This window comes from Bradyrhizobium sp. B097 (genome assembly GCF_038957035.1).
GTDB lineage: Bacteria > Pseudomonadota > Alphaproteobacteria > Rhizobiales > Xanthobacteraceae > Bradyrhizobium.
On the sequence record NZ_CP152412.1, the window covers coordinates 3,835,840 to 3,856,410 of the forward strand.

Genomic DNA, 20,571 nt, shown 5'->3' on the forward strand with positions numbered 1-20,571 from the left:
TCGTGATTGGGAGAGACGACCGATGTTGCAGACAAAACGAAGCTATGGCGGCATGGTGACCGCGCCGCACCACCTGGCGGCGCAGGCTGGACTCGCGGTCCTGTCGGAAGGTGGCAATGCGATCGAGGCGATGATCGCCTCGGCCGCGACGATTGCCGTGGTCTATCCGCATATGAACGGCCTCGGCGGCGACAGCTTCTGGCTGGTCGGCCGCGCCGGTTCGATGCCGGTCGGGATTCAGGCTTGCGGACGTTCTGCGATGGCTGCGGATCGCGGCTGGTATCGCGAGCGTGGCTGCAGCAGCATTCCTGGCCGCGGCCCGCTGGCCGCGCTCACCGTTGCCGGTACCGTCGACGGCTGGCAGAAGGCCTATGAGCTCAGCCGCGATCGTCATGACGGTCGGCTGCCGATGGCGCGGCTGCTCGAGCCCGCAATCCGGCATGCCGAGGAGGGCGTCGCCGTCACCAGCACGCTGCATGAGAACATCCGCAAGAAGCGGCATGAGCTCGAAAACGTGCCCGGCTATGCCGAGGTTTATCTGCCGCAAGGCACCCCGCTCGCGCTCGGTGCGCGGCTGCGGCAGCCGCGTGTCGCCGAGACGCTGCGGCGTCTGGCCAAGGCCGGGCTGTCTGATTTCTATCGCGGCGAACTGGCGCGCGCGATGGCGGCCGACCTCGAGCGAGTAGGGAGCCCGCTGCGGCTCGCTGATCTGGAGCGGCATCAGGCATCGCTGGTGACGCCGCTGTCGGTCGAGGTGTCCGGACACAAGGTCTTCAACATGCCTCCGCCGACGCAGGGGCTGGCCTCGCTCCTGATCCTGGCGCTTTATGCCCGGCGCATCGCCGGCGAGGCCGATGGCGTCGATCATCTGCACAGGCTCGTCGAATGCACGAAAGCTGCGTTCCGTATTCGCAACGGCCATGTGACCGATCCCGACTACATGAAGCGGCCGGCCGCCGAATTCCTGTCCGAGGAGTCGCTCGCCGCGCTTCACGAAACGGTCTCCGACCGCCGCGCCGCGCCGTGGCCCGATCCGTCCAAGCAGGGCGATACGGTGTGGCTCGCTGCGACCGATCGCAACGGACTCAGCGTCAGCTTCATTCAAAGCGTCTACTGGGAATTTGGTTCGGGCGTCATCCTCCCCGAGAGCGGAGTGACCTGGCAAAATCGCGGAACGAGCTTCAGCCTAAACGAGACCGATACCAATCGGCTGGATCCCGGACGCCTGCCATTCCACACGATCCAGCCGGCGATGGCCGAACTCGGCGACGGGCGGCTGATATCCTTCGGCACGATGGGCGGAGAGGGGCAGCCGCAGACCCAGGCCGCCATCTTCTCCCGTTACGCCATGCACGGCCAGGAGCTGCAGTCCGCGATTACGGCGCCGCGCTGGTTGCTCGGTCGCACCTGGGGCGAGGAAAACAACAATTTGAAGATCGAATCCCGCTTCGATCCCGCGATCATCGAACAGCTCCGCGCGCTCGGCCACGACATCCAGGTGACCGGCCCGTTCGAGGAATTCATGGGACACGCCGGTGCGATCGTCTGGCATCCGGATGGCCTGATGGAAGGAGCCAGCGATCCTCGCAGCGACGGCGTCGTTGCGACCCGCTGAAGGACATTCCCGGCGCGTGATCCGCACGATACCGCGTCGTGCGGCTCGCCCGCTAGCGGGACGGCTTGCCGAGGCGTGCCGTCGCCTTCGATCCGGCTGACCTGTCCTTGCGTCCTCCGGCAGGGGCCGTCAGCCAGGTCAGGATCATGTCCTGCGCATGCTCGCGGCGCAGCTCTAGCCAGTCCGACGCGCCGAGGTCCTTGTCGAACATCGCCGACAAAGTGTACCGGTTGGAAACGTGGAAATAGCTCATCGCGGTGATTGAGACGTAGAGCTGGATGGGATCGACGTCACCGCGAAACAGGCCCGCCGCCACGCCGCGCCGCAGAATGCTTTCGATGCTTGCAACCAGGGGCAAAGTGAGATCGGCAATCTTGCGCGACTTGCGCATATTGCGCCCGCGCTGAAGGTTCTCGGTGTTGATCAGGGCGATGTAGTTCTGGTGCTGCCCGAAGAACGTGAACGTGAAATCGATCAACCCGCTCATTGCGGCGATCGGCTCGAGATCATCCAGGTTCAGCCGCTGTTCGGCGGCGCGAATTTCGGTGTAGACGTCCTCGAGGACGGCAATGTAGAGCCCGTTCTTGTCGCCGAAATAGGCGTAGAGCAGGCGCATGTTGGCCTTGGCGCGCTGCGCAATGGCCTCGACGCGTGCGCCGCCGAGGCCATTGTGACAGAACTCGAAGGTCGCGGCGCGCAGGATCGCTTCCTTGGTGAGCGCGGAGTCGCGAGGCCGCTTTCCGCGTGTGGTGCTGCGGGTGGGGCTGGTCGGTGCTGTCGTCTCTGTCACGGCGTCAACCTTGCCTGGGCTCGGGTATTCACGCAGGGCACGTCCGCATCAGGCCACATCGGGCAGCGGACCGGTTCCCGGCGCAAGCAGCTGGGATTGAGATCGGCATTGCGACTGTTCGTCAAGTGCGATTCCTCCATGTTCACTGCTTCCGGGCGCCGGCTGCCATCACCGCGCCGTTGTGCGCGACGAGTCGGCCAGCCTTGTAGACATCGCGTGGCTTGGGACGAGCGACCACGGCTTCCTGGACATGCCGGGCGTCTAGCACGACGAAATCCGCCGTCCCGCCGACCGTGAGGCCGTAGTCCTTGAGGCCAAGCGCGCGCGCTGCGTTGGTCGTCACCATGTCAAAGGCCGCGGCCAATTGATCGTCCGTGTTGAAGCCGGAGCGATAGCCGACCATCATCGCGCGTTCGAGCAGGTCGCCGTCGCCGTAGGGCCACCAGGAATCGCGGATGTTGTCGTTGCCGGAGAACACGGTGACACCGGCATCGCGGAGCAGCAACACGGGCGGAAATGCGTGCGCGCCCGGGGCATTGGTCAAAATAGCAACGCCGGCCTCGGCAAGCTGCTGCGCGGTACGTTGAGCCACGTCAACAGCCACTTCGCCGAGCGCATAGGCATGACTGATCGTGACCTTGCCGCCGAGGCCCGACGCCTTGGTGCGTCGCGCGATCTCCTCGATCTCCGAGATGCCCTGCAGGCCGCCGTCATGCAGGTGAATGTCGATGCCTACGCCATGCCGCTCGGCGATCCCGAAGACGACGTCGAGATGCCCGGCGACGTCACCATCATGGCCTGCGGGATCAAGCCCGCCGACCAGATCGGCGCCGGCGCGAACGGCTTCCTCGAGCAATCTGGCCGTTCCGGGCGACGTCAGGATGCCGCTCTGGGGAAACGCGACGATCTGGATCGAAAGCTTCTCCCGGTGCGCCTCCCGCGCGGCGGCGATCGGTTCGAAATGTCGCAGGCCGACCTCGGCATCGACATCCACATGGCTGCGCATGTGAGTGGTGCCCTGCGAGACGCAAAGGTCGATCAGGGCCGCGGCCCGAACCGGGATCGGCTTGGCGCCGGCGAGCGCTTCCTTTTCGAATTTGACGCGCTCGCGCACGCTGAAGCCGGCGGTGCAGGGCCGGTGCGGCTTCCAGTCGTCGCCGATGAAGCATTTGTCGAGGTGGATGTGACCTTCGACCATGCCGGGGAGCACCAGGCGTCGGCCAAGGTCGCGCCTTTCGCCGACTGCGCCGTAGCTTTGCGGGGACGACGCGATCGCCACGATCTTGCCGCCGCGGATGGCGATTTCGACCAGCTGGCCGTCGGTGAGCCGCGCGTTCTGAAAGAGTGTGTCGATGGCAGTCAATTCGAGTCTCCAGTTTTTTATGTCGGGACGATGCCGTCGGGCAGGGCGCGGGAAAATGCCGCGATCTCACCGGCGGTGGTGATCCAGATGTCCTCGCGCCTTGCGACGATCGCCTGCAGGGCGCGGCGCAGCGGCCGCAGCCGGTGCGGTTGGCCGACCAGGTATGGATGCAGCGCGATGCCCATCACCAGCGACTGCTTGGCGGATTGCGTCAGCATCTCCTCGAATGTGTCCGTGATCATGGTCGCAAACTGCTCGCCGCTGTCCTTGCGCCCGACAATCGAGGGGATGTCGTTCAGTTCCTGTGGATAGGGCACGGACAGGATCCGCCCGCCACCCCTTGTCGAGAACCACACCGGCTGGTCGTCCATGCACCAGTCGAGCAGATATTGGTAGCCCGCTTCGGCGAGAAGGTCCGGCGTCACGGCGGATTGCGAGATCCACGGACCGAGCCAGCCGAGCGGCCGTCGCCCTTCGGCACGCGCGATGACATCCGTTGCCTCCGCGATCAGTTGCTGCTCCTCGGCAGGTGAGAGCACGCCTTGCCGTTCGGAATTGGTCCGTCCATGGCCGACGACCTCGTCGCCGCGCGCGCGAAATGCGTCCATGACTTCCGGGCAGTAGTGATAGATGCTGCTGTTCGCGAGCACGGAGACCGGCAGTTTCAGCTGGTCGAACAGATCGATGAGCCGCCAGACGCCGACCCGGTTGCCATAATCGCGCCAGGCGTAGTTGAGGACGTCCGGATGCGGGCCGCCCGGACAGAGTTCGGCGCCGAGTCCATCGCCGAAAGCGAAATGCTCGAGGTTGAGCGCGATGTAAACCGCGAGCCGCTTTCCGTGTGGCCAAACGAAGTCGGGGCGCCGCGTGATCGCGCTGTAGCGATAGCGGTCATGGGAGACGAGACCCTGCGTTGGATCCGCCGCTTGCGCGGATGTTGCACCGCCGAGAACGCCAGGTGAGGTGGCCCGCTCCGGTTCCGCTCCAGTCTCCCGTTGCATTGCAATCTCCATTCGGCGCGCGATCAGCCGCTTGACATTCGTCAATTTGTGAAGAAAGTTTTTACTTCCGTCAAGGCCGCGGAGACAGCGGCAGCGGACCAGAGGCGGCTGAGGAGCCGTCGGAGCGGGAGGAATTGCAGAAATGAGCTACGCTTGTACCCCCATTACCCGGTTGTGCCGCCGCGTCGTCTTGCAGGGCGCGCTCGCCATTCTCGTCGGCGCTGTGCCGCTTGCGGAGCGGGCGCGGGCCGCCGAGCCGATCAAGATCGGGCTGGTCACCGCGCTGTCGGGCCAGTCGGCGCGCGCCGGCGAAGCATTGACGCGCGGCGCCACGATCGCGATCGAGGAGATCAACGCCAAAGGCGGCGTGCTCGGCCGTCCGCTGGAGCTGGTGCGCCGTGACGATGAAAGCAATCCCGCGAAGGGGTTGACCGCCGCGCGCGAACTGATCCAGCGCGAGAAGGTCGCGGTGCTGCTCGGCGGTCTCGATACGCCGGTCCAGCTCGCGATCGTGCCGTTCGTCAACAACGTCAAGATGCCGTTCGTGGTGCCATGGGCGGCCGGAACCAACATCACGCAGAACGGCGCCGCCTCCAACTATGTGTTCCGCGTCTCGGCGATGGACGACGAGGTCGACAAGGCGATCGTCGCGTTCGCCGGCAAGACCTTCGCGGCCAAGAAGCCGGGCCTCATCCTGGTCAACAATCCCTGGGGCGAATCGAACGAGCACGGCCTGCGCGCGGCGCTGAAGGCGGCCGGGATCGAGCCGGCGGGTGTCGAGAAGTTCGAGGCGAACGATGTCGACGTGGTCGCGCAATTGTCCCGGCTCAAGCAGGCCGGCGCCGACTCCCTGTTCCTGGTCGGCAATGTCGGTCCATCCTCGCAGGTCGTGAAGTCGCTGGACCGGATGGGCTGGGCGCCGCCGATCGTGTCGCATTGGGGACCGGCGGGCGGCCGCTTCACCGAGCTCGCCGGGCCGAGCGCCGAGAGCGTCGTGTTCGTCCAGACCTACAGCTTCTTCGGCAACCTTTCGCCGGTCGGCAAGCGCGTGCTCGCCGAGTTGCAGGCGAAGTATCCGGACATCAAGGGCCCGGCGGACGTGACGCCCGCAGTCGGCTTCGCCAACGCCTATGACAGCGTCTTGGTGATCGCCGGCGCGATCCAGAAGGCCGGCAGCACGGATCCGACCGCCATTCGTGACGGCTTCTACGGAATCGACCGGCTGGAAGGCCTGATCAAGACCTATGAGAAGCCGTTCGCCCAGGACAAGCACGATGCGCTGACGGCGCAGGACTACATCTGGGCCCATTTCGAGGACAACCACATCCTGCCGTTCAAGAACTGACGGCAGCGGCCGTCCAGCAAGCAGATCGGGGTGATCATCGATGTCGTTTCTTTCGGCGATAATAACCGGAATGGCGCTGGGGAGCATGTACGGTCTGCTCGCGCTGGGCTTTCACGTCACGTACGCCGTATCCGGCACGGTCAACTTCTCGCAGGGCAGCTCGATGACCCTGGGAGCCGTTGCCGGATACTTCTTCCTCATCGTGTGGGGCTGGCCGGCCGCGATCGGCATCCCCGCGGTGCTGCTGGTCTGCGCGGTTTACGGCGTCCTGATTGAACGCTTCGCGGTTCGTCCGTTCGTGCTCCGCGGGTCGGACAACTGGCTGATGGCGACCGTTGCGGTCGGCATCATCGTCGACAATGTGATGCTGTTCGTGTTCGGCAAGGAGCCGCGCAGCTTCCCGTCGATGCTCGCGGCCAAGCCGATCCAGATCGTGGAGGGGGCAGGGGTCTACCCCCTGCAGCTCCTGATTCCCGTGGTCGGCCTGTTGCTTGCGCTGGCGCTGCATCTGATCACCCGCCGCACGCGGCATGGCGTCGCGATGCTTGCGGTGGTGCAGAATCCCAATGCCGCGCGGCTGATGGGCATCAATGTCAGTGGCGCCATTGCCGCGAGCTACGCGGTATCGGCCATGCTGGCAGGTGTCGCCGCGCTGCTGATCGCGCCGTTGTTCAACGTCTCGTCCGAGATGGGCACGCTGTTCGGCATCAAGGCGTTCGCCGCCGCCATCATCGGCGGTCTTGGCAGCGCCTGGGGCGTCATGCTGGCCGGATTGTGCCTTGGCCTGATCGAGGTGTTCGCGACCAACTATCTCGGGTCGGTCTACACCCAGATCATCACGTTCGCTTCCGTCATCGTCATCCTCGTCGTCATGCCGCACGGGCTGCTCGGCCGAGCTGGAGTTAAGAAGGTATGACCTCGCGCGCCTCCCTTCTCGTCGCGGTCGCGGCGTTCGCGATTGCCATCGGCTATGCCGCGGTCGCGGACAGCTATTCGGTGTTCCTGATCGCAACGATCTCGCTGACGGCGATCGGCTGCATCGGCCTCAACGTCCTGCTCGGTCTCGCGGGCCAGATCTCGCTCGGCCATATCGGCTTCATGGCGATCGGTGCCTACACCACCGTGCTGCTGATGGAGAAGGCCGGCTGGCCCTACCTCGCCGCGACGGCGGGAGCCATCGTGCTGGTCAGCATCGTCGGCGGGCTGCTCGCGATGCCGGCGCTGCGCGTGCGCGGGCCGTATCTGGCGATGGTGACGATTGCCTTTGGCTTCATCGTCGAGCATGTCACGATCGAGTGGCGCGACCTCACCGGCGGCGGCAACGGCCTGATGCTGAGCGCGCCGCCGAGCGTGTTCGGCTATGCGCTGTCCGAGCGTTCGCTTGCCATCGCCGGCGTCGCGCTGGTGTTTGTCGGCCTCATCCTGTTCGAGCGGCTGAAGCGCAGCGGCTGGGGCTATGCGATGCGAGCCGCCCGCGATACCGAGGTCGCGACGCGCTCGCTCGGCATCGATCTGGTGCAGGTCCGCGCCGTGGCCTTCGTGATCTCGGCGGCCGCGATGGCGCTGGCCGGCGCGCTGTTCGCGCCGCTGCAGGGCTATATCAGCCCGAGCTCGTTCCCGTTCCTGCAATCGGTGCTGCTGTTGTTCGCCGTGATGGTCGGCGGCGCCGGCTCGGTGCTCGGCCCGGTGATCGGCGCAGCACTGGTGGTGCTGCTGCCCGAAGCGCTGTCGGATCTCGCCGAGTATCGCCTGCTGGCTTTCGGCGTGCTGCTGTTCGTCGTGCTGCGCGCCGCACCCTCCGGCATCGTCGGACTCGTGGAGCAGCTCGCGGCAAAATTCCTGCCGGCGCGCAAGCCGGTGGCCGAGCCCGCGATCGCGGCGGCGAATGCCGATGCCGCGATCCTCGAGACCCACAACGCGGCGGGGCTCGACGTGACGGATCTCTCGATCTCGTTCGGCGGCGTGCGCGCGGTCCAGGGCGTATCGTTCAAGGCGGCGCCCGGTGCGGTCACCAGCATCATCGGTCCCAACGGCGCCGGCAAGACCAGCGCGCTCAATCTGCTCTGCGGCTTCTACCGGCCGCAGGCGGGGACGGTGAAGCTCGGCGATCGCGATGTCACGGGCATGACGTCGCATTTGCTGGCGCGGGTCGGCGTGGCGCGCACGTTCCAGACCACGCAGCTGTTCGGCTCGCTTACGATCCTGGAAAACGTCCTGCTGGCCGAGCGGGTCGGCCGTCTCGGCGGCGTTGTCTCCGCGCTGCGTAACGCGGAGACCGAGAGTTTCGCCCGGTTCCTGCTGCGATTTGCCGGTGTCGACGGCGATGTCGACCGTCTTGCGGATTCGCTGTCCCATGGCGAGAAGCGGCTGGTCGAGATCGCGCGCGCGCTGGCGTTGCGGCCCCGCATCCTGCTGCTCGACGAGCCCGCGGCGGGCCTCTCGAAGGGCGACAAGCAACGCCTGACTGCGCTGTTGCGCCGGATCGCCGATCTCGGGATCGCCGTCATCATCGTCGAGCACGACATGCCGATGATCATGTCGCTAAGCGATCTCATCGTCGTGCTCGACGGCGGCAAGCGCATCGCGATCGGCGATGCGGCGGCGATCCGTAACGATCCGCTGGTCCGCAAGGCCTATCTCGGCGACGCCACGCCCGGTGAGAAAAGCCGCGCGCCGCGACCGGCGCGGCAGGGCACCGCACTCGAGGTCAAGACGCTCGATTCGTTCTATGGCCTGTCGCGCGCCTTGAACGGGATCGATCTGGTGGTCGCGCCCGGCGAGGCGGTCGCCGTGCTCGGCGCGAACGGCGCCGGCAAGACCACCCTGATGCGGTCGATCGCCGGTCTCGAGCCGCCGCGCTCCACGGGCGAAGTGCGGCTCGCCGAGACGCGCATCGACCGGATGCCCGCGCATGTTCGTGCCCGCAATGGCGTCGTGCTGGTGCCGGAAGGGCGGCAGGTGTTTCCGGAGCTGACGGTGAAGCAGAACCTGCAGCTCGGCGCCTATGCGCGCAAGGGAATCGACCTCGATGCCGAGATCGAGGCGATGTTCGTGCGCTTCCCGCGGTTGAAGGAGCGCATCGATCAGCGCGCCGGCCTGTTGTCGGGAGGCGAGCAGCAGATGCTCGCGGTGGCGCGCGGCCTTCTGACCGGGCCGAAGATCTACATGCTGGACGAGCCGTCGCTCGGGTTGGCGCCGCTCGTGGTCGATGAGTTGTTCGCGTCCTTCGAGCGGCTGCGCAGCGAGGGCATGACCATCATCGTGGTCGATCAGATGGCAGGCCACGCGCTCGCGCTGGCCGACCGGGCCTATCTGCTGGAGACCGGCGCGATCCTGAAGAGCGGCGCTGCCGACATCATCGCCGAGGATCCGCTGCTCGAGGCGGCCTATCTGGGCGGCGAGGCCCAGGCCGGCGCGCCACAACGGCTCGCGGCACAGGCACGCTGAGGGAGGCGAGGGCGGATGTTGATCGAAGGCCGCGAAGCTGACGGAAGGCAGCCGGGTCGCGCAAGTGCATCGGGCGAGCGGCGTCCCGAACCCGCCGCGACGATCTGTGCCGATGTGGAAGTGGGGCTCCTTGCCGACAGGGCGCTTCGCGATCGCGCCGCGGGCCAGGTCGTCGCCGTGTTCGAACGTTCGTTCTACGCTGTGATCGACGGGATCTGGATCTGCGTTGGACGGATCGGCATCGGATCGGGTCCGTTGCAGGTCGTCGGCGACTTCCGATGGCCGGGATTGGCGGTCGGCGATCCGGTGCGGGTCGCGGACTCCGTTCTGTGGATCGGAGCGACGCCGCTTGCGAATCTTGCCGCGCGGTCGGTCTGGGCGCCGCCCGCTGCACCACACTGGTCGACGGCTAGCCTGCGACGCGGCCTTGATGCCGTCGACGAGGTGTGGGGCGGTGATCTGATTGCGGAGGGCCTCGCCGTGGCCGGGTCCGGACGAGTTCCAAGCGACGGCCCTGCGCTGGTTCGGGCTGCCATGCCCGGTCTCGCCGCGCTGGAGCTAATCCTCGCAGGCTCGGACGACGATGCGGATCGCGAGTCCGGGCTTGCCAGCCTGATCGGTCTCGGGCCGGGGCTGACGCCGTCCGGCGACGACCTGATCGGCGGTGCGCTGATTGCGCTGGCAGCGCTCGGACGCATCAAATGTCGCGACGCATTGTGGGACCGTTGCCGCGCGCTGCTCGACGGCACCAACGACATCAGCCGAATCCATCTGCGCGCGGCGGCGCTGGGTTACGGCGCGGCGGCACTGCACGCTGCCATCCATGCAACGATGAGTGGCGAGGCTGCCGGATTTCGTCGCGCCCTCACGGCCCTGACCGCGATCGGACATTCATCCGGACTGGATGCATTTTCCGGCAGTCTGATCGTCCTGCGCCACGCCCTTCGCGAACGGTGACGCCGTTGCAGACCGAATTTCGAGTTCTCCCAGACTGCTCCGAACGAAGTTCGGAGCACTTTTTTTAAGGCGCGATCGCGCTTCGACCGGTCCGCTGTTCGAGGGTTGCGGAAATCCGCATTCTTCGAGAATCCGGTCTTGACGAAGTAAGTGTTTTCTTATTAACTCGACACAACGAAAACGAACTTGGTTAGGGCGGAGACGATGACGGATCAGGATAGGCCGCAGTATCAGCAGTTGCTGGCGCGCAAGGTCGAAGTCGTGAATGTCGGGCTTGAGGGGTTCGTGAAGGACCTCAGCGACTGCGGCATCGAGGTCGTTCACCTCGACTGGAAGCCGTCGGCAGGCGGAGATCCGCAGATGGCGGCCCTGCTCGCGAAGCTCGGTGTGTGAGGGCGCACCGATGAAGCTGATCGAAGACGCAAACCAACAGGCGCTCACCCGGATCCTCGAAGGGGAGCCGCGGCTGATCGATATCGTTCCCGCCCGCGAATTGATCCCGGGCCTGCGCGAACGGATGATCCTCCACGCCGGACCGCCGATCTCCTGGGACAGGATGTGCGGCCCGATGCGCGGTGCGGTCGCGGGCGCCATCGTGTTCGAGGGATGGGCGCAGGATCTGCCGACCGCGACCAAGCTCGCCGCCAATGGCGAGATTGAATTTCACCCGAACCACCACTTCGGCGCGGTCGGCCCGATGACCGGCATGACGACGATGTCGATGCCGCTGTTCGTGGTCGAGAACGCGCGCTTCGCCAACCGCGCCTATTGCGCGATCAACGAGGGGCTCGGCAAGGTGATGCGCTTCGGCGGCAACGACGCCAGCGTGCTGAAGCGGCTCGCCTGGTTGCGCGACGTGTTCGGGCCGACGCTCGGTAAGGCGATCCGTGCCGCCGGCGGCATCGACCTGAAATCGATCGTCGCGCGGGGCCTGTCGATGGGCGACGAGCTGCATCAGCGCAATCTCGCCTGCTCGAGCGTTTTCCTTCGCGAGATCGCGCCCTGGATGGCGCGCACCTCGACCGACAACGCCGTTCTCGCCGAATGCCTCGCATTCATCGGGCAGAACGATCAGTTCTTCCTCAACATCGCGATGGCGATGGGCAAGGCGATCACCGATCCCGCCAACGGCATTCGGGGCTCAACCATCGTCACCACCATGTGCCGCAACGGCACCGATTTCGGAATCCGCGTCAGCGGGCTCGGCGAGCAATGGTTCACTGCGCCGGTCGAAATGCCGGAAGGGCTGTACTTTGCCGGCTATTCCGAGAAGGACGCCAATCCGGACATGGGTGATTCCGCGATCGTCGAGACGATCGGCCTGGGCGGATTTGCGATGGCGGCGGCGCCGGCCGTCGCGGGCTTCGTGGGGGCGGGCGCGCCGTCCGAGGCAGGCAACTTCACCCGCTCGATGGGCGAGATCACGGTTGCACAGAATCCGGAATGGACCATCGCCGCAATGGACTTCGCGGGCGTGCCGACCGGCATCGATATCCGCCTGGTCGTCGATTCCGGGGTGGTGCCCGTCATCAACACCGGCATCGCGCATCGCGAGCCCGGCATCGGCCAGGTCGGTGCCGGCGTGGTCAAGGCGCCATTGGCGTGCTTCCAGCAGGCGATCGTCGCGATCGCCAAGGATTTGGGTGTGTCATGAACGTCGTTGTCCTGAACGAGGTCCGCAAGGGATTCTATCTCGACTCGGTCGCGCTGATGCGGCTGTCGCGCGAGGTGGCCAGCTCGCCCGGTGTGATCGAGGCGGCGTTGATGATGGGAACTCCGTCGAACGCTGCGATCATGCGCAATGCGGGGCTGCTGGAGGAGGGCACTGCCGTGAAGGGCAATGACCTCGTGATCGCGGTCAAGGCCGCCTCCGAGTCCGCTGCCCGCGAAGCCCTCGACAATGCGATCAAGTCGCTCGACAAGCCGAAGACCCAGGGCGACGCGCAGGCTGCCTGGCGGCCGCACTCGATCGCCGCGGCTGTGAAGGTCAGGCCGGAGATCAATCTTGCGCTGATCTCCGTTCCCGGCGAGTTCGCTGCCGCCGAGGCCCGCAAGGCGCTCAATCGCGGCCTGCATGTCCTGATGTTCAGCGACAACGTGTCCCTCGAGGACGAATTGTCGCTCAAGCAGCAGGCGCGGGCGGCCGGCCTCCTGATGATGGGACCGGACTGCGGAACGGCCGTGATCGGCGGCGCGCCGCTGGCGTTCGCCAACAAGATCGGGCGCGGCAGGATCGGCATCATCGGCGCGTCCGGGACCGGAACGCAGGAGGTCTCGTGCCTGATCTCGGAAGCCGGCGCGGGAATCTCCCACGCCATCGGGGTCGGCGGGCGCGATCTGAAGAAGGATATCGGCGGCATCACCACGCTGATGGCGATCGATGCCTTCGAGTCCGATCCGGAAACCGATCATGTGGTGCTGATCTCGAAGCCGCCGCATCCCGATGTCGCCAAATCCGTCCTTGAGCGGATCGGCAGAAGCCGGAAGTCGTACACCGTGTGCTTCATCGGTGCTTCGGAGATCGAGCTGCCGCCGAACGCCCGCTTCTCGCCGACGCTGAAGGGCGCCGCGGAGCTGGCACTGGGAGACAAGAAGATCGGCGCGGGCTTCGACGCGAACGCGGTCGCGTCGCGGCTTCCGCGCAGCGGCCGCGGCGGGATCGAGGGCTTGTTCGCCGGCGGAACGCTGTGTGCCGAAGCTCAGGTGATCCTCGCTGCCGCAGGCCGGAAGGTGGCGTCGAATGCCGCCATCCCCGGCGTGGTCAAGCTCGGCGTCGAGCCGAACGCCGGACGGGATCGGCTGATCGACCTCGGCGACGACGAATATACCCGTGGCCGGCCGCACCCGATGATCGACCCCTCAGTGCGCGACGATGCGTTGCGTGCCGCGCTGAAGAACCGCGATCTTTCGGTGGTCCTGCTCGACCTTGTGCTCGGCTATGGCGCGCATGCCGATCCCGCCGAGCATCTGACGAAGATCGTCGCTGATCGCGGGCAAGATGCGCCGGCGCTGATCGCGTCCGTCGTCGGCACAGAGCAGGATCCGCAAGGCCGCTCCGCGCAGGTCAAGAAACTGGAGCAGGCCGGAATCCTCGTTGCGCCGTCGAATGCCCAGGCGTGCGAGCTTGCGGTTGCCATCGTCCAGAATGCCGGGAGGTAAGGAAATGCGTACACTCAATGACGTGCCGCGTCGCCTGGTGGTCGCGATCGGTGGCAATGCGGTTCACCCCGAGGATATCAGGGGCACTTCCCAGGAGCAGAAGTCCGTCGCGCGGATCACTGCGGAAGCGCTGCTGCCGCTTGCGCAACTCGACAATGAACTGGTCATTACGCACGGCAACGGGCCGGTCGTCGGCAAGATCATGATGCGCCAGATGCTGACGATGAGCCGAATTCCGCCGATGGACATGGACATATGCGTCGCGCACAGCCAGGGCGGCATCGGCTATCTCCTGATGCAGGCGATCGAGAATGCCCTGCGCGAGCAAGGCAACCAGCGACATGTGGCAAGCCTGCTGACCCAGGTCGAGGTGGACAAAGACGATCCCGCGTTCAAGAACCCGACGAAGTTCGTCGGACCGTTCTTCTCCGAGGACGAGGCGAAGAAGATCAGCGCCGAGCTCAATTGGGCGATGCGTGAGGATTCAGGGCGTGGCTGGCGCCATGTCGTGCCGTCGCCAAAGCCCAAGCATGTCTGCGACATCTCGCTGGTCGATGCATTGGTCAAGCGGGGAACGATCGTCATCGCGGGGGGCGGCGGCGGCGTTCCGGTGGTTCGTGATGCAAAGGGCGTGCGCACCGGCGTGCCGGCGGTCATCGACAAGGATCTGACATCCGCTCATATCGCCAATGTGCTTGGTATCGAAGAGTTGCTGATCCTGACCGCAGTCCCGCGTGTCGCGGTGAATTTCGGCAAGCCGAACAAGAAGGAACTGGACCAGGTCAGCCTCGAGGAGATCAAGGCCTACCACCGCGAGGGACATTTTCCTCCGGGAAGCATGGGACCCAAGGTCGATGCGGCAATCCGGTTTCTCGAGGGAGGCGGCAAGCGCGCGATCATCAGTCACCTCGATTGCGCCATGGCGGCGCTGCGGGGCGAGACGGGGACGCACGTCGTTCAGTAACCACCGGGATTGGCGCATCGGTGGGACATTCGCCCGCGCCAATCTGCATTCGAGCGTCGAGCAAGATGGCGGTCCGATCCTGATGGCTGCAATGGCGCCCGCGCTCACCGAGTTGAAGCAGTTGAGGCGCGTCGGCGCCTCACTCTGATCAGGCGATCGAGCTGGCCGCTGGCTCAAGCTCACACATACAAAACAAACAAGCAGCCTGCGGGATTCAAGGGAACGACAAGGCGATGGCCATTCAATCCAGCATAAAGGCGAATCTGTACAAAGATTCCGTGTCGTTGATGCGGATCTCGCAGGTCACGGTCGCGCGGACCGGCGTGCAGCGGGTCACGCTGCTGATGGGAACGCGCAGCAACAAGGAGTTCCTGCAGCAGGCCGGGCTGATGAGTCCGGCGCTCGAGAGCGCCAAGCCGGGCGATATCATGATCGTTGTGGCGGACGATGCGCCCGAAAAGCTCGCAGCCGCGGAGCGCGAGATCCACTCCCTGATCGCCGGCGAAGAACCGAAGGGCGGATCGACTGAAGCCGCGGCGGAAGCACCGCCGCGCTCGATCTCCGGCGGCGTCGCGATGGCCGATCATGCCGACCTCGCACTGATCTCGGTGCCCGGCCCCTATGCCGCCGCCGAAGCCTTGAAGGCGCTGCGCCAAGGCCTCAACGTGCTGCTGTTCAGCGACAATGTGCCGATCGAACAGGAGCAGGCCATCAAGCGCGTTGCGGCGCAGAAGGGCCTGCTGGTGATGGGACCGGATTGCGGTACGGCCATCATCAACGGAGTGCCGCTTGGATTTGCCAACGTCGTTCGGCGCGGCGCGATCGGGCTCGTCGGAGCGTCCGGCACGGGCCTGCAGGAGGTGATGTGCCAGATCCATCGTCATGGCCAGGGCATCTCGCAGGCGATCGGCACCGGCAGCCACGACGTTTCCAGCGAAGTCGGCGGCATCACCATGTTGCAGGGCCTGGAGCTGCTCGCCGCCGACGCGCAGACCAAAGTTGTCGCCATCGTCTCCAAGCCTCCCGCGCCCGATGTCCAGAAGCGGGTGATCGAGCGCGCTCGCGCGATCGGAAAGCCGGTCGTGATCTGCTTCCTCGGCGGCGAGCCGGCAGCATCCGCCGGCAATGTTCACCGCACATCGTCGCTCGAGGAGACGGCGCGGCAGGCCCTCGCGCTTGCGGCGCCCGGCCAGCCCGAGCGTAACGAAGGCGCGATCGAACAGTTGGCAACACGGGTTTGTGCGTCGCTGGCACCCTCGCAGCGCCACCTGCGCGGTCTCTACTCCGGCGGAACGTTTTGCTCGGAAGCCCAGACCATCTGGCGGGCGGCGGGCATTCGTGCCCGGTCGAACGCGCCGCTTGCCGGCGCAGATCGCCTCGCCGACGTGGAAGAGAGCCACGGGCACACGGCGATCGATCTCGGCAGTGATGAATTCACGGTGGGGCGTCCGCATCCGATGATCGACTATGGCGTCCGGATCGAACGGCTGCTGAAGGAAGCGGACGATCCGACCGTTGCCTGCATCGTCATGGACGTCGTGCTCGGTTACGGCAGCCACCCCAATCCGGCAGAGCTCCTGGCCCCGGCGATCCGGCGGGCGAAGGCCGCGGCGCGAGCGCAGGGGCGGGAGCTTCCCGTGGTCTGCTTCGTCTGCGGCACGGGTTCCGATCCGCAGCCCTACGAGACCCAGAAAGCCATGTTGGCGGACGCCGGCGCGGAGATTGTCGGCAGCAGCACGGCCGCAGCGCTTGCCGCGCAAGCCATCGCGAGCCGTATGGCCGCGGACGACAACGCCACGGGGCGTCGCGTGATGCAAGGTGGAGAACGATGATGAACGCAGCCCCTTCCGCGCTCCAGCACAAGACCTCGGTCATCAGCCTCGGCGCCTCCGGCCTCGACCGCGGTGTCGAGAGCAGCGGGGCCCCGCTGGTGCGTCTGCAGTGGCAGCCGGTCGGCGACGGAAGTCCCGAAGTCGCCTGGAATCTCGCGCAACTGGTTGGCGATGACGGCGATGCCGACTGCCTCGGATCGTGGATCGATCGCGCCAATGCGGAAGTGCTCGAGCGCATCCTGACCGCGCAGCCGGTATGGGTCGACGTCGCGGCGCACGCGTCCGAAGTCTGGCCGGACATGGGCCGGACGCTGCTCCACGCCGGTCCGCCGATCGCCTGGCGCGATATGTGCGGCCCGATGAAGGGGGCGGTCGTCGGCGCAATTCTCTACGAGAAATGGGCGACAACCCAGCAAGAGGCCGAGCAACTCGTCGCGGCAGGCGGCATCCGCTTCGCGCCGTGCCATGAATTCGGTGCGGTCGGGCCGATGACCGGGATTATTTCGCCTTCGATGCCGCTGTTCGTGGTGCAGAACCAGACCACCGGCAATCGAGCCTATGCGCCGATGATGGAATCCGGCGGCGCCAAGACATTGCGTTTCGGCGCTTTCGCGCCCGAGGTGATCGAAGGCCTCAAGCTGATCGAAAATGTGCTGGCGCCATGTCTGAAGGCCGCGGTCGCCGGCATCGACGGTGGATTGCCGTTGAAGCCGCTGATGTCGCAGTCGCTGCACATGGGCGACGACGTCCACAATCGCAACACGGCCGCGACCCTGCTGCTGTATCGCGCCGTCACGGAATCGCTGCTCAAATCCTCGATCTCGCGCGATCTGGTCCATGAGACGCTGCGGACGATCGGGGCGGACGACATGTTCTTCCTCAGCCTGTCGATGGCGGCATGCAAGGCGACCATGGATGCCGCGCACGGCGTGCCGTTCAGCAGCATCGTGACCGCAATGGCGCGCAACGGCGTGAATGTCGGGATCAGGGTCAGCGGGCTGAACGGGCAGTGGTTTGTCGGTCCGGCCGACATCCCCGTCGGCCTGTTCCTGCCCGGTTTCAGCGAGGCCGATGCCAATCCCGATATCGGCGACAGCGCGATCACCGAGACTGCTGGCCTGGGCGCGTTCGCGATGGCGGCGGCTCCGGCGATGGTGCAGTTCGTCGGCGGCACGCCGCAGGACGCCCTGCGTTATTCCCGCGAGATGGCGCACGTCACGATCGGCCGCAATCCCGGCTTCACCCTGCCGATGCTCGACTTCATCGGAGCTCCGGTCGGCATCGACGTCCGCAAGGTCGTGGACGAGAGCATGCGGCCGGTGATCAACACCGCAACGGCGCACAAGGAGCCGGGCATGGGGATCATCGGCGCCGGCGTCGTGCAGGCTCCGATGAAGTGCTTCGTCGACGCCGTCGGCGCGCTGGCGACGGTGGCCGGAGATGACGTTGCTTCGAGTCTGAGAACGACGGCAGCGGTCGCGCTGCCGATTGAAAAAATACCGCAACAAAGATTGCGGCAACACCGGGAACGAACAGGAGGAAACAGATGAACGGTACCCGTCGTGCATTTCTGCAAACAGGCCTGCTCTCGGCAGCCTGGATCAGTTCATCAGGGCGGCTGGCCTTCGCCGACGATGCGGCGAAGCCGCTGCGCATCGGCATTCTCATTCCGGGGTCGCGGGCAGACCATGGCTGGATGGAGTCGGCCTATAACGGCATGAAGGCGGCCGAACAACGCCACGGCAACAAGGTCGTGATCACGTCGATCGAGAACGTCAAGTTCGCCGACATGGAGCAGGCGCTCGTTACGCTCGCGAGCAAGAATGACATGGTGATCGGCGCCGCGGGGCAGACCCAGGCATCGGTGCTCAAGGTCGCCAAGCGATTCCCGAAGGTGAAGTTCTCTATCGTCGGCCCGACCGGACAACCGACCGAAAACGTCGCGCAATACGACGTGCTGCAGGCCCAGATCGGCTTCATTGCCGGCGCGGTCGCCGCGATGATGTCGAAGAACGGTGCGGTGAGCTACGTCGGCGGGCTTGAAATTCCGGCCATCGTCAACACCGGAACGGAATTCGCGAACGGCGCCAAGCACGTCAAGCCGGACACCAAATGCTTCGTGACCTACACCGGCGACTTCGACGACGTCGCCAAGGCGAAGGAAGCGACCCTTGCTGCGATCGCGCAGGGGGCCGACGTCCACTACAACATCCTCAATCTCGGCGTGCGCGGAATGGAGCAGGCGGCGCGCGAGAAGGGCACCAGGATGATCGGGAGCTATACCAACTACTGCTCCGACAACAACCCGCTCTACATCGCCTACACGGTCAGCGGCATCGGGTTCATGGTCGAATATGCCATCGACCAGGCCGTCGCCGGAACGTGGCACCCGGAGTACAAGCAGTTCGGCCTCGCGATGGGGCCACGTTCGGCCGACATCGAGATCTGCGCCGGGGCAACGCCTGAGATCCAGGCCAAGATCAAGGAGCTCAAGGACGGCCTGCTGTCGAACAAGATCAAAGTCAAGGTGGGCTAACCGTGGCGCTTCTCGAACTGTCTGGCTTGACCAAGCGCTTCGGGGCTTTCACCGCGCTCGACGACATATCGCTGCTGATCGAGCGCGGCGAGGTGCATTGCCTGCTTGGCGAGAACGGCGCCGGCAAATCGACATTGTGCAATCTGGTGTTCGGGGTGCATCGGCCGGATGCCGGCACGATGACGCTCGGCGGAGAGCCGTTCGATCCGCGCGGCCCGGCGGAAGCGCTGCAGCGCGGCGTCGTGATGGTGCATCAGCATTTCAGCCTGGTGCCCAACATGACCGTGGCCGAGAACCTGATGCTCGGCCGCGCCAGCGCGGTGTTGAAGCCGCAGGACATCATCGTGCGGATGGAGCAGCTCGCGGCGGAATACGGGCTCGAAATCGACCCCGAAGCGCGGATCGACGAGCTTTCGGTCGGTGAGCGGCAGCGGGTCGAGATCATCAAATGCCTGCTCGGCGATCCGCAACTGCTCGTGCTTGACGAGCCGACGGCTGTTCTGCAGCCAGACGAAATCGACGCGCTGCTGGCGATCTGCCGCCAGGTGGCGCTGCGCGGAAAGTCCGTGATCCTGGTGACGCACAAGCTCGGCGAAATCAGCCGCGTGGCCGATCGCACGACGGTGCTGCGGCAGGGCCGGATCATCGAGACCGTGGCGATGGAGGGCGCCGACATCCGATCGCTGGTGCGCTCGATGGTCGGCCGCGACGTTCAGTCGGCAGGTTCGGTGCTCGCCGCCGCCGTCGACATCGAGGGCAAGACGCCGGCGAAACCCGCAGAAGCGGCCGGTCCGGTGTCGCCGGGCGAGGCGGTGCTACAGATCTCGGACCTCGTGTATCGCGACCCGCATGGGGTGCCGCGGCTCGACGGCCTGAGCCTCACGGTCGGCACCGGCGAGATCGTCGGGATCGCGGGCGTCGAGGGCAACGGCCAGACCGAGCTCGGCCTGATCCTGGCCGGGCTCGCCTCGCCAAGCGCCGGTGCGATCGTGGTCGGCGGCACGCCGGTGGCCGGTTGCACGCCGCAAGAGATCACGGATGCGGGTGTCGGCATCGTGCCCGAGGATCGCCATGCGCTGGCTTGCATCAAGGAGTTGTCGGTTGCCGAGAACCTGTTTCTCGGCGCGATCGGAAAGTTCAGTCGCTTCGGCCTGCTCGACAAGTCCGCGCGCCGCAAGGCGGCGGAGGCGATGATGCGCGACTTCGACGTACGCGCGAGCAGCCCTGATGTTTCGATGGCGAGCCTTTCCGGCGGCAATCAGCAGAAGGCGGTGCTTGCACGCGAGCTCTCGCTCGATCCGCTGGTGTTCCTGCTGGCCGCGCAGCCGACGCGAGGCCTCGACGTCGGTGCGATCGAGGCCGTCTACAATCGCATCCGTGCCGCGCGCGATGACGGTCTCGGGGTGCTGTTGATCTCCAGCGAGCTCGAGGAGCTGATGGCGGTGTCGGATCGGATCGCGGTGATCTACCGCGGAAAGCTGGTTGGCGAGCTCGCGGCCGGGTCGTTCAGCCGCGAGGCGATCGGAGCGATGATGTCGGGGCACGCGCATGTCTAGGTTGGC

General features: G+C 65.8%; 16 protein-coding genes. 13 read left to right on the forward strand and 3 right to left on the reverse strand.

Annotation, left to right across the window (positions count from 1 at the left end):
- Positions 1-22: 22 nt before the first annotated feature.
- Entirely contained in the window at positions 23-1,615 is a 1,593-nt protein-coding gene (locus tag AAFG07_RS17945; protein WP_342728430.1) for a gamma-glutamyltransferase family protein, read from the forward strand.
- 52 nt (positions 1,616-1,667) lie between these two features.
- Here the strand turns inward: AAFG07_RS17945 and AAFG07_RS17950 are convergent, their stop codons facing one another.
- The 3 genes from AAFG07_RS17950 to AAFG07_RS17960 form a co-directional block, all read right to left on the reverse strand.
- The gene (locus AAFG07_RS17950; RefSeq protein ID WP_342728431.1) at positions 1,668-2,405 is read right to left on the reverse strand and encodes a TetR/AcrR family transcriptional regulator; all 738 of its coding nucleotides are present in this window, start codon (positions 2,403-2,405) and stop codon (positions 1,668-1,670) included.
- A 142-nt stretch (positions 2,406-2,547) separates the two neighbouring features.
- Positions 2,548-3,768 carry an amidohydrolase family protein gene (locus AAFG07_RS17955; protein WP_342728432.1) on the reverse strand — a complete coding sequence of 407 codons (1,221 nt, stop codon included), beginning with the start codon at positions 3,766-3,768 and terminating at the stop codon, positions 2,548-2,550.
- 17 nt (positions 3,769-3,785) lie between these two features.
- Complete coding sequence (locus tag AAFG07_RS17960; protein WP_342728433.1) at positions 3,786-4,769, reverse strand: polysaccharide deacetylase family protein; 984 nt, start codon at positions 4,767-4,769, stop codon at positions 3,786-3,788.
- 142 nt (positions 4,770-4,911) lie between these two features.
- Here AAFG07_RS17960 and AAFG07_RS17965 point away from each other — a divergent pair, with 142 nt between their 5' ends.
- From AAFG07_RS17965 to AAFG07_RS18020, 12 genes are all read left to right on the forward strand, one after another.
- Entirely contained in the window at positions 4,912-6,114 is a 1,203-nt protein-coding gene (locus AAFG07_RS17965) for an ABC transporter substrate-binding protein (RefSeq protein WP_342728434.1), read from the forward strand.
- Between the two features lie 40 nt (positions 6,115-6,154).
- Positions 6,155-7,030, forward strand: coding sequence for a branched-chain amino acid ABC transporter permease (locus tag AAFG07_RS17970; RefSeq protein WP_342728435.1), 876 nt, complete (start codon positions 6,155-6,157; stop codon positions 7,028-7,030).
- Positions 7,027-9,561: a branched-chain amino acid ABC transporter ATP-binding protein/permease gene (locus AAFG07_RS17975; RefSeq protein ID WP_342728436.1), complete on the forward strand. Its 2,535-nt coding sequence runs from the start codon at positions 7,027-7,029 to the stop codon at positions 9,559-9,561. The genes AAFG07_RS17970 and AAFG07_RS17975 overlap by 4 nt, the downstream gene beginning before the upstream one ends.
- Positions 9,562-9,576: 15 nt before the next feature.
- Positions 9,577-10,518, forward strand: coding sequence for a DUF2877 domain-containing protein (locus tag AAFG07_RS17980; RefSeq protein ID WP_342728437.1), 942 nt, complete (start codon positions 9,577-9,579; stop codon positions 10,516-10,518).
- Positions 10,519-10,722: 204 nt separating this feature from the next.
- Positions 10,723-10,911, forward strand: coding sequence for a hypothetical protein (locus AAFG07_RS17985; RefSeq protein ID WP_342728438.1), 189 nt, complete (start codon positions 10,723-10,725; stop codon positions 10,909-10,911).
- A gap of 10 nt (positions 10,912-10,921) precedes the next feature.
- Positions 10,922-12,172 carry a DUF1116 domain-containing protein gene (locus tag AAFG07_RS17990; RefSeq protein ID WP_342728439.1) on the forward strand — a complete coding sequence of 417 codons (1,251 nt, stop codon included), beginning with the start codon at positions 10,922-10,924 and terminating at the stop codon, positions 12,170-12,172.
- A complete protein-coding gene (gene fdrA, locus AAFG07_RS17995; RefSeq protein ID WP_342728440.1) occupies positions 12,169-13,677 on the forward strand; it encodes an acyl-CoA synthetase FdrA in 1,509 nt (502 codons plus the stop codon). Before AAFG07_RS17990 ends, fdrA (AAFG07_RS17995) begins: the two co-directional genes overlap by 4 nt.
- A gap of 4 nt (positions 13,678-13,681) precedes the next feature.
- Entirely contained in the window at positions 13,682-14,641 is a 960-nt protein-coding gene (gene arcC, locus AAFG07_RS18000; RefSeq protein ID WP_092115048.1) for a carbamate kinase, read from the forward strand.
- A 287-nt stretch (positions 14,642-14,928) separates the two neighbouring features.
- The gene (fdrA, locus tag AAFG07_RS18005) at positions 14,929-16,473 is read left to right on the forward strand and encodes an acyl-CoA synthetase FdrA (protein ID WP_342729180.1); all 1,545 of its coding nucleotides are present in this window, start codon (positions 14,929-14,931) and stop codon (positions 16,471-16,473) included.
- Positions 16,473-18,023 carry a DUF1116 domain-containing protein gene (locus AAFG07_RS18010; protein ID WP_342728441.1) on the forward strand — a complete coding sequence of 517 codons (1,551 nt, stop codon included), beginning with the start codon at positions 16,473-16,475 and terminating at the stop codon, positions 18,021-18,023. The genes fdrA (AAFG07_RS18005) and AAFG07_RS18010 overlap by 1 nt, the downstream gene beginning before the upstream one ends.
- Entirely contained in the window at positions 18,020-19,009 is a 990-nt protein-coding gene (locus tag AAFG07_RS18015; protein WP_342728442.1) for a BMP family protein, read from the forward strand. The genes AAFG07_RS18010 and AAFG07_RS18015 overlap by 4 nt, the downstream gene beginning before the upstream one ends.
- 2 nt (positions 19,010-19,011) lie before the next feature.
- Positions 19,012-20,565 carry an ABC transporter ATP-binding protein gene (locus tag AAFG07_RS18020; RefSeq protein WP_342728443.1) on the forward strand — a complete coding sequence of 518 codons (1,554 nt, stop codon included), beginning with the start codon at positions 19,012-19,014 and terminating at the stop codon, positions 20,563-20,565.
- Positions 20,566-20,571 lie beyond the last annotated feature (6 nt).

Coding starts and splice junctions, on each gene's coding strand:
- AAFG07_RS17975 (WP_342728436.1), top strand. CDS start 7,027: ATGACCTCGCGCGCCTCCCTTCTCGTCGCGGTCGCGGCGTTCGCGATT.
- AAFG07_RS17945 (WP_342728430.1), top strand. CDS start 23: ATGTTGCAGACAAAACGAAGCTATGGCGGCATGGTGACCGCGCCGCAC.
- AAFG07_RS17985 (WP_342728438.1), top strand. CDS start 10,723: ATGACGGATCAGGATAGGCCGCAGTATCAGCAGTTGCTGGCGCGCAAG.
- AAFG07_RS18015 (WP_342728442.1), top strand. CDS start 18,020: ATGAACGGTACCCGTCGTGCATTTCTGCAAACAGGCCTGCTCTCGGCA.
- AAFG07_RS17960 (WP_342728433.1), bottom strand. CDS start 4,769: ATGCAACGGGAGACTGGAGCGGAACCGGAGCGGGCCACCTCACCTGGC.
- arcC (WP_092115048.1), top strand. CDS start 13,682: ATGCGTACACTCAATGACGTGCCGCGTCGCCTGGTGGTCGCGATCGGT.
- AAFG07_RS17965 (WP_342728434.1), top strand. CDS start 4,912: ATGAGCTACGCTTGTACCCCCATTACCCGGTTGTGCCGCCGCGTCGTC.
- fdrA (WP_342729180.1), top strand. CDS start 14,929: ATGCGGATCTCGCAGGTCACGGTCGCGCGGACCGGCGTGCAGCGGGTC.
- fdrA (WP_342728440.1), top strand. CDS start 12,169: ATGAACGTCGTTGTCCTGAACGAGGTCCGCAAGGGATTCTATCTCGAC.
- AAFG07_RS17980 (WP_342728437.1), top strand. CDS start 9,577: ATGTTGATCGAAGGCCGCGAAGCTGACGGAAGGCAGCCGGGTCGCGCA.
- AAFG07_RS17970 (WP_342728435.1), top strand. CDS start 6,155: ATGTCGTTTCTTTCGGCGATAATAACCGGAATGGCGCTGGGGAGCATG.
- AAFG07_RS17990 (WP_342728439.1), top strand. CDS start 10,922: ATGAAGCTGATCGAAGACGCAAACCAACAGGCGCTCACCCGGATCCTC.
- AAFG07_RS18010 (WP_342728441.1), top strand. CDS start 16,473: ATGAACGCAGCCCCTTCCGCGCTCCAGCACAAGACCTCGGTCATCAGC.